The 8,094-nt window shown below is 41.3% G+C and carries 6 protein-coding genes; all 6 read left to right on the top strand.

Going from position 1 to position 8,094, the window contains the following annotated elements; translation table 11 throughout:
* Positions 1 to 289: 289 nt before the first annotated feature.
* Positions 290 to 964: an ABC transporter ATP-binding protein gene (locus tag AAX15_RS06995; protein WP_046939740.1), complete on the top strand. Its 675-nt coding sequence runs from the start codon at positions 290 to 292 to the stop codon at positions 962 to 964.
* On the top strand, positions 951 to 1,433 hold the full coding sequence (locus AAX15_RS06990) for a TlpA family protein disulfide reductase (protein ID WP_046939738.1): 483 nt from the start codon (positions 951 to 953) through the stop codon (positions 1,431 to 1,433). Before AAX15_RS06995 ends, AAX15_RS06990 begins: the two co-directional genes overlap by 14 nt.
* Before the next feature lie 3 nt (positions 1,434 to 1,436).
* Positions 1,437 to 1,751 (top strand): c-type cytochrome, encoded by a 315-nt coding sequence (locus AAX15_RS06985; RefSeq protein WP_046939737.1) that lies wholly within the window; start codon positions 1,437 to 1,439, stop codon positions 1,749 to 1,751.
* A 168-nt stretch (positions 1,752 to 1,919) separates the two neighbouring features.
* Complete coding sequence (locus tag AAX15_RS06980) at positions 1,920 to 2,258, top strand: hypothetical protein (RefSeq protein ID WP_046939735.1); 339 nt, start codon at positions 1,920 to 1,922, stop codon at positions 2,256 to 2,258.
* Positions 2,255 to 2,812, top strand: a complete 558-nt coding sequence (locus AAX15_RS06975) for a hypothetical protein (protein WP_046939734.1) — start codon at positions 2,255 to 2,257, stop codon at positions 2,810 to 2,812. Before AAX15_RS06980 ends, AAX15_RS06975 begins: the two co-directional genes overlap by 4 nt.
* A 279-nt stretch (positions 2,813 to 3,091) precedes the next feature.
* A partial coding sequence (locus AAX15_RS06970; protein ID WP_046939732.1) for an ESPR-type extended signal peptide-containing protein occupies positions 3,092 to 8,094 on the top strand: 5,003 nt, incomplete at its 3' end.

Below are 8,094 nucleotides of genomic sequence, written 5' to 3'. Positions count from 1 at the left end.
AGGGGTAATTGAGGGAATTTTTAGTGCTGAGATTTAACCTACCATTTGAGATAATAAAAGTAGATAAAACAGTTATAATGTATTTAACCACAAAACCACTCACCTCTTTAGCAAAGAGGGGTGGGAGAGATTTGGCAGTCTTAATTCACGAAGAAATTAGATAATAAAAGTAGATGAAACAATTATAGTGTATTTAACCACAAAACAATTCCCCTCTTTAGCAAAGAGGGGGAGGGGAGATTTGGCAGTCTTAATTCACGAAGAGATTAGATAATAAAAGAGAAAAACCATGACCAACTTTGTAATAGAAACCCAACATTTATATAAACGCTTCGGGCAAGTTACCGCGCTGGAAGACATTAATATTCAAATCAAACAAGGGGAATTTGTGGCGATTATGGGGGCTTCGGGCTCTGGTAAAACTACGCTGATGAATATTTTAACGGGCTTAGATACCGCTAGCGAAGGCAAAGTCATTTTAGATGGTGTGGATGCCGCACAATTAGATGAAGTCGGTCGTCAACGTTTCCGCGCGGAAAAAATTGGCTTAGTGTTTCAACAATTCCATTTAATCCCTTATTTGACCGCACTTGAAAACGTTATGCTGGCACAACATTATCACAGCGTGATTGATGAAGCATCCGCCAAAGTAGTATTAGAACAAGTAGGCTTAGGCCATCGCATTGACCACCGCCCAAGCCAACTTTCAGGCGGTGAGCAACAACGTGTTTGCATTGCGCGTGCGTTAGTGAATCAACCGCCCGTTATCTTTGCTGATGAACCAACGGGAAATTTAGATGAGCAAAACGAATCTTTAGTGCTAGATTTGCTCACAAAACTCAATCAACAAGGGCGCACTATTGTAATGGTGACGCATAATCCAGAGTTAGGTGAACTCACCGATCGTGTTATTTATTTACATCACGGAAAATTTGTAAAGGAAGAAAATCATGCGAACAAATAAACTATTGAAATTAGTTGCCATAAGTGCGGTTATTTTCGGTGCTGTTTCTTGTAAAGATGAAGTTGCCTCAGTGGGGCAAAAAGCGCCTGATATTGCCGCCTATGATCTTCAAGGCAATCCAGCCAACCTAGAAAACTGGAAAGGCACACGATTATTAGTTTTTTGGTCAGAAACTTGCGGACATTGTATTGCAGAGTTAAAAGAATTTGAAAAACTCGCAGAAGACAATCCTGGCAAAGTTTCGCTCATTGCGATTAATGTGGATGGCGATAAAATGGACACCAAAGCCATAGTGGCTAAACGTGAACTCCATTTGCCTGTAATTAAAGATCAAATGAAAATTACCGCTGAACGTTATCAACTTATCGGCACGCCCACTTCATTTGTCATTAGCCCTGAAGGAAACATTCAAGCTAAATATGAAGGAAAAATTCCCGAAGACGATTTAACTAAATTATTTAAAGGATAATCTATGAAAAGAATTTACACTACTCTACTCTCTTTAAGTTTACTCACCGCCAGCCAACTTGTATTGGCTGATGTGAATATGGAACAAGCTGAAAATTTTTATAAACGAACCTGTTCGACCTGCCATGGAAAATCCGCTGACAAGTCAGCATTGGGACAATCTAGAATAATCAATACGCTAAATTCAGAGGAAATTTACACCGCACTTTCCGATCGTAAAAGTGGAAAAATACAAGGTGCAGGCAACATGGTAAAAAGCAGATTGAGTGAAGAAGAGATAAAAATGCTGTCAGAGTTTGTGCCGACATTGAAAAAATAAAAAACAATATCAATTATCAAAATATTGTGTTGAATCTTAATAGTTTCTTTTTTCTCAAAGAAAAAAAGATTGTCAGCTAATGTGGGCTAATTTAGAATATGCTGACTTTAAGCATTAAAGATAGCCATAAGTTTTGCTTGTGGACTATTAATTTAACTCGGAGATTGAATGAATAGTCATAACCAAAATAGTAAAGTCACTTGGGCTCAAGCAGTAAGAGATGTATTAAATACTGCAATGAACCGTGGTCAGTTGCCTATACTTATTGTTATGCTTAGTTTTTTACTTATTCTCTATAAATTGCCACAAGAAGATATATCGAAACTAACGTTTACATTTCTTGAATATCTCAAAGCAGGTTATGTTTTAGGATATGTATTATTTATCTCCATTCTATTAGCTTGGGTTTATGATGCAAAAAGAAATCGTCGTAATTACGCTAAATTAGAGAAAGAATTTAAGAAATATTCATCAAAAATGAAAAATAAAATAGGAGCACAAAGATGATTAGTGTGATGGCTATAGTGCTTTATGTGATCATCGCTTTTGCATTAGGTCACCTGATGTATGAGTCAATTATCGCACCAAATAAAAGAATGGCACTACGCGCTGAGCTGTTAATGATCCAAATTGAATTACATCAAATGGACATTGAAAAACTTAATGATAACGATAAAGCGGTTTATCATATGGTAAATGAAAGTGTTGCAAATTTAATGACTCGTTTACCTAAAATTGATATATCTCTTATTCAAGAGATGAAAAAACGCTATGATACAGACCCAAAATTAAGAGAGCGTTTAGAGAAACGCCATAAAATGGTATTAGCTACAGAAAGTGCCGAATTAAAATCCCTCTTGAATAGAAGTCAGAAAGTGATTGCTGATGCATTTAAAGTCAATTCAGGTGCATGGGTGATGTGGATTATTCCTATTACTATGTTTTCTACCTTTATGGTTGGAGTGCAAGAATTTGCATCAAACATTATTACCGCAACATCTAAGCAAATTCGTAAGTTGATTCCAAATTCTGATATTGATGATGAACTGCTAATGGTATAGCAAACTTCTTTAACCGCCTAGAAAAGGTGTTTTTTTATTAGTGTTATTTAATATTTAAATAATATCCTTAAAAAGAATACATATACATTTCCCCCACTCCCATCTTTACATTATCTTTACAAAAAGATGGTGTATTTATCGTCATTGTTGTGGCAAAATAAGATGTCCTCTAGAAAGAGGCATATTATTTTTTGATTTCTCTATGGAATTAAGAGGTAAGCGATAGCAGTACATGGTGTGCTGCTATTTTTTAGTAATTATTTTTTAGGAAACTAATTAATGAACAAAATATTTAAGATAATTTGGAATAAAACGACCCAACGATTGGAAGTCGTTTCTGAATTAGCGAAATCGCAAGGGAAAGCAACGGCAAGCACGGATAAGCGTGCCGAAGTAACGAGTGCGGTTGGTTTTAAGAAATCCGCATTATTGACGGCAATATCCTTAGCTTTAGGGCTGATTGCGGCACCAAGCTTTGCTGCAACTTTTAATGACACCTATTCTAATGACTGGTCAATGTCATGGGGTAAGGGTAACCAATACGGTGGCCGTATTAGTGAGAAAAAATGGCCAATTGTTGTAGGGGCAGATAACCGTCTTGCGCCAGAAAACTCTGCCGCTGACTATGGTAATCCAGCGTCTGCTACAGTAATGGGGCGTGAGAATAATATTACCAGTAGTATGGAATTTGTGGTATTCGGTGACCGCAATGAGCTAAAAGCAGGTAATGTTTCTACAGTTATTGGTACGCGTAACAGAATTACAAATACACAAGGCAATAGTAACCGCTATTTAACTGTTGTGGGGAATAATGTTGTTGCAACAAACCCTGCGACGTGGGGGGTGTATATTGGTAATAATGTACAGGCTAACTCCTCACCGATTTCTATTGGTAACGGTGTATATTCGGAAATTGGAGGATCAGCAATTGGTCATAATATTTCCGTAAGGGCACGTAACACGGCTGATAATGGATATCTTCCTAGTGATGCTGGTTTTGCGGTAGGTTCTGATATTCAAGGATTTGGTAACCATATTTTCTTTGGTCGTAATATTGCTGTAGAAAAAACATCAGGCGATAAAAACTATGCAAACCTAGCTACGGTAAATAATAAAAACAGTATTTATGTAGGCCAAAACATTAGCACGAAAGGCGCAAAAGAAAGTGTCTTGATGGGGAGTGGTGTTAAGTCAGAAGATGATGTTGGGCATTATTCAGTTGGTGTTGGTTCTAACGTTACATTAAAATCAGGAACCGAAAATGCAGCGGCGTTTGGTCAACATATTTCTGTAACAGGTAAAAATACTGTCGCTGTAGGTTCTGGCGTAACCGTTTTAGCCTCTAATGCGACTGCGATTGGTAACGGCGCAAACGCTGCAAAAGATGGCGATATAGTACTTGGCGCGGGTTCTGCGACAACCGCAAGCACCAACAGTAATTTATCTGCTTGGACAGTGTCTGGAACTAACCTAACAGCGAGTTATAATGCATCAGTTAAACAAACTGACGGTAAAGGCGTCGTTTCAGTAGGTAGTGATTCGGTTAAACGCCAAATCAAAAACGTGGCAGCAGGCGATGTATCAGCAACCTCAACAGATGCGGTGAATGGTGCGCAGCTATATGCATTGTCCACAAAAATTGGAGAAAGTAGCTCAGCGTACCTCCATGTAAACTCAGCCAAAACAGGTAATAAGGACAATACAGCGACTGGTGCAACGGGTTCAAACTCTGTGGCAGTTGGTCCGAATGCAACCGCTTCTTCTACAAGTGGAATCGCAATTGGTGATGAAGCAAAAGCAACTTCAGCCCAAGGCAGCCTTGCCGTTGGCCAAAACGCAAATGCAGCCAATAATAATGCAACAGCCGTTGGTCGTGATTCCACAGCAAATGGAACTGACTCTGTTGCTGTAGGTTTAAGTGCGACAGCAAGTGGCGCAAGTGCTATTGCAATGGGTAAATCAGCAAACTCTACAAGTAATAGTACTGTTGCTTTAGGGCAAGAATCGAATGCAACAGGTAGAGCAGGTACTGCTGTAGGTTATCAAGCTCAATCAACAGGTGACTGGACTGTAGCTGCAGGTCCAAATGCTAAAGCAACTGCGCATAAGGCCTCTGCATTTGGTAATCAGGCAAATGCAAGCGCAGAAGCAGCCACTGCGGTTGGTTTCGAAGCAATAGCAAGTGGTACTTGGACTGCTGCGGTTGGCCCTAACGCTAGAGCATTGAAAAACTTTGCTGTTGCAGTGGGTAACAATGCGAATGCAACTGAAGTAAATGCAGTAGCAGTTGGTAAATCATCAACAGCAGGAAAAGATAGCTCATTAGCACTAGGTAATAACGCAACCGCTAATGCTGCAAGTGGTGATGTTGCATTAGGTGCTTCATCTGTTACTGCCGCAGCTAATAATATTACTGAGTTCACTATTGGCACAACGAAAGTGTCCGACAGCTTCGTGAAAGCAAAAGGCGATCAAGGCGTTGTTTCTGTAGGTAGTACAACCGTTAAACGTCAGATCCAAAATGTAGGCGCAGGTGATGTATCTGCAACCTCAACGGATGCGATCAACGGCTCACAACTTTACCATGTTGCAACCGCATTAAATACTGTAGCAACTGATGCTAAAACAGCGGCAAATAATGCTGCAGAAGCAGTAAACAACAGCTATTTACACGTTAATTCAAATAAAGCGGGGAACAAAGCTAAATTAAATGAACGTGGTAACGCAACTGGCACAGATGCGATTGCGTTAGGTCCAGATGCAACTGCAAGTGGTAACAATTCTATTGCTTTGGGTAGCAATATTACTGCGGGTAACACTAACACTGTTTCAATTGGTAAAGATGTTAAAACAAGCAATGTAAACTCCTTCTCTATTGGTTCCAATATCACTAATGGTGCAACAAATGCTTTAGCCGTAGGCGGAGATGTTTCAGTTGGTGGTTGGGCTGATTCTGGTATTGCGATTGGTCGTGGTGCAAAACTTGATGGAACAAGCAGTGGCGCAACAAATAGTGCCGATCGTTCTATCGCTTTAGGTCAAAACGCTTATATTAAAGGCCAAGATTCCGTTGCGGTCGGTTACAACTCTAACGTAACTGCAGAAGCAGGGATCGCATTAGGTCGAGAGACTAATGTTACTAAAGAAGGCGCATTGGCGTTAGGTAAAGGTGCCCAAGCAACAACAACAGCAGGCGACATTGCATTAGGTCAAGGTGCAACCACAGCCGCGCAAAATGCGGGTAATTCATTTACCTTAAATGGTAAAAATGTTGCTGCAAACGTTATTCAAGGAACAAACAATGGCGTGCTTTCTGTAGGTAACGCTACCGTTAAACGTCAAATCCAAAATGTTGGCGCAGGTAAGATTGCAGCAGATTCAAGCGATGCGATCAACGGTTCACAACTTTATTATGTAGCTACAGAGATTAATACTCTTGCATCTACAGCAGAGAGCAAAGCGACACAGGCTTCAACTACGGCTTCAACTGCGGCTTCTAAAGCTGATGCAGCACAAACCACAGCAAATGAAGCGAAAACTACAGCTGATAGTGCAGCAGCAGCGGTTAATAATACCTATTTACACGTAAACTCAAGTAAAACAGGTAACCGTGGTGCATTAAGTGCGGCAGCGAATGCAACAGGTGCGAATGCAATTGCGTTAGGCCCTAATGCAACTGCTTCGGGTGCAAGTTCTCTCGCAATTGGTGATGAGGCTTCAAATTCAGCGGCAGGTGGCGTATCTATTGGTCAAAATGCTATCAATAGTGCGACTAATTCAACCGTTATCGGACGTAACGCACAAGTAACCGCAGGTTCAACCGATTCTGTTGCAATTGGTTTGGAATCGATTGTAACGAATACGTCTGCAACGGCAATCGGTAAAAATGCAAATGCATCAGGCCAAAGCTCAATCTCTATTGGTCAAAATACCTTAACTAATGCAGCTGCAACAATCGCAATGGGTTATAACGTATCTGCAAGTGCTGCAAATGCGATTGCATTTGGTCGTGAAGTGAGTGCAAGTGGCGGTAGCGCAATGGCGTTTGGTACGAGTGCAAACGCAAGCGGTGGTAGTTCAATTGCATTCGGTCAGCGTTCAAACGCGACTGAGACGGCTGCTACAGCGTTAGGTTATCAAGCTGTTGCTACCGGTTGCTGGACTGTTGCAGTGGGTCCTGATGCTAAAGCAGCAGGAAACTTCACTGTGGCGATGGGTAATGGTGCCAATGCTTCAGCTACTAATGCAACGGCTATTGGTCGATCAACCCAAGCTTCAGGAAACGAAGCAACTGCTGTAGGTCGTGGTTCAGTGGCATCTGCGGCTAACGCGACAACACTTGGTGCAGTAGCGCTTGCAGGACAAGAAGGCGCATTAGCGTTAGGTCGTGGTGCAACAGCGAATACCTCAGCTGGCGATGTGGCACTAGGTGACTCATCTGTTACAGCCGCAACCAATAACATTTCTGCTTTAACAATTAACGGTAAAGATATTTCAACCAATTTCCAAACATCAAAAGGAAATAAAGGGGTTGTTTCTGTTGGTGGTCCAGCAATTAAACGTCAAATCCAAAACGTGGGTGCTGGCGATGTATCAGCGACATCTACCGATGCGATCAATGGTTCACAACTTTATTATGTTGCAACTGAGTTAAATACGTTAGCTTCAACGGCAGAAAGCAAAGCAACAGCAGCATCAACAGCAGCGTCAACTGCTGACTCGAAAGCGGTTGCCGCACAAACTACCGCCAATAATGCGAATAGCGTTGCGACACAAGCTTCAACAGCGGCATCTACAGCAACAGAAAAAGTAACCGCACTTGAAGCGCGTAAGCAAACTTTCAAAGTGAAGAATGCTGAAACCGAAAAAGACACTAAAGATGGTAAAGCGGAAGAGTGGACGTTAAATAAAGATAACGAAGTTACTTTTGGCGCAACCTCAGATCTTACTGTTAGCACAGATGGCAACGGCAATATCGTTTATGGTTTAAGTGCAACAACGACAGAAAAATTAACTAAAGCAGCAAAAGCTGTAGCTGATATTGACACAATCAAAACAGATGTGGCAGATGCTAAAGAAAAAGCAGCGGCGGCTGAAACTAAAGCAACAGCGGCTTCAACTGCGGCATCTACTGCAAACAGCAAAGCAACTGCAGCAGACTCTAAAGCAACTGCGGCTTCTACAGCAGCTTCAACCGCTGACTCTAAAGCAACTGCGGCTTCTACAGCAGCTTCAACCGCTGACTCTAAAGCAACTGCGGCGTCTACAGCAGCATCTACTGC

The sequence above is a fragment of the Haemophilus haemolyticus genome, assembly GCF_001008275.1.
Taxonomy (GTDB): domain Bacteria; phylum Pseudomonadota; class Gammaproteobacteria; order Enterobacterales; family Pasteurellaceae; genus Haemophilus; species Haemophilus haemolyticus_P.
Note: the sequence above shows the minus strand (reverse complement) of the source record. Positions and strands in the feature narration are given on the sequence as shown.

Bases quoted from the DNA above. Each gene is read 5' to 3' on its own strand.
- AAX15_RS06995 (WP_046939740.1), top strand. From the start codon at position 290: ATGACCAACTTTGTAATAGAAACCCAACATTTATATAAACGCTTCGGG.
- AAX15_RS06990 (WP_046939738.1), top strand. From the start codon at position 951: ATGCGAACAAATAAACTATTGAAATTAGTTGCCATAAGTGCGGTTATT.
- AAX15_RS06985 (WP_046939737.1), top strand. From the start codon at position 1,437: ATGAAAAGAATTTACACTACTCTACTCTCTTTAAGTTTACTCACCGCC.
- AAX15_RS06980 (WP_046939735.1), top strand. From the start codon at position 1,920: ATGAATAGTCATAACCAAAATAGTAAAGTCACTTGGGCTCAAGCAGTA.
- AAX15_RS06975 (WP_046939734.1), top strand. From the start codon at position 2,255: ATGATTAGTGTGATGGCTATAGTGCTTTATGTGATCATCGCTTTTGCA.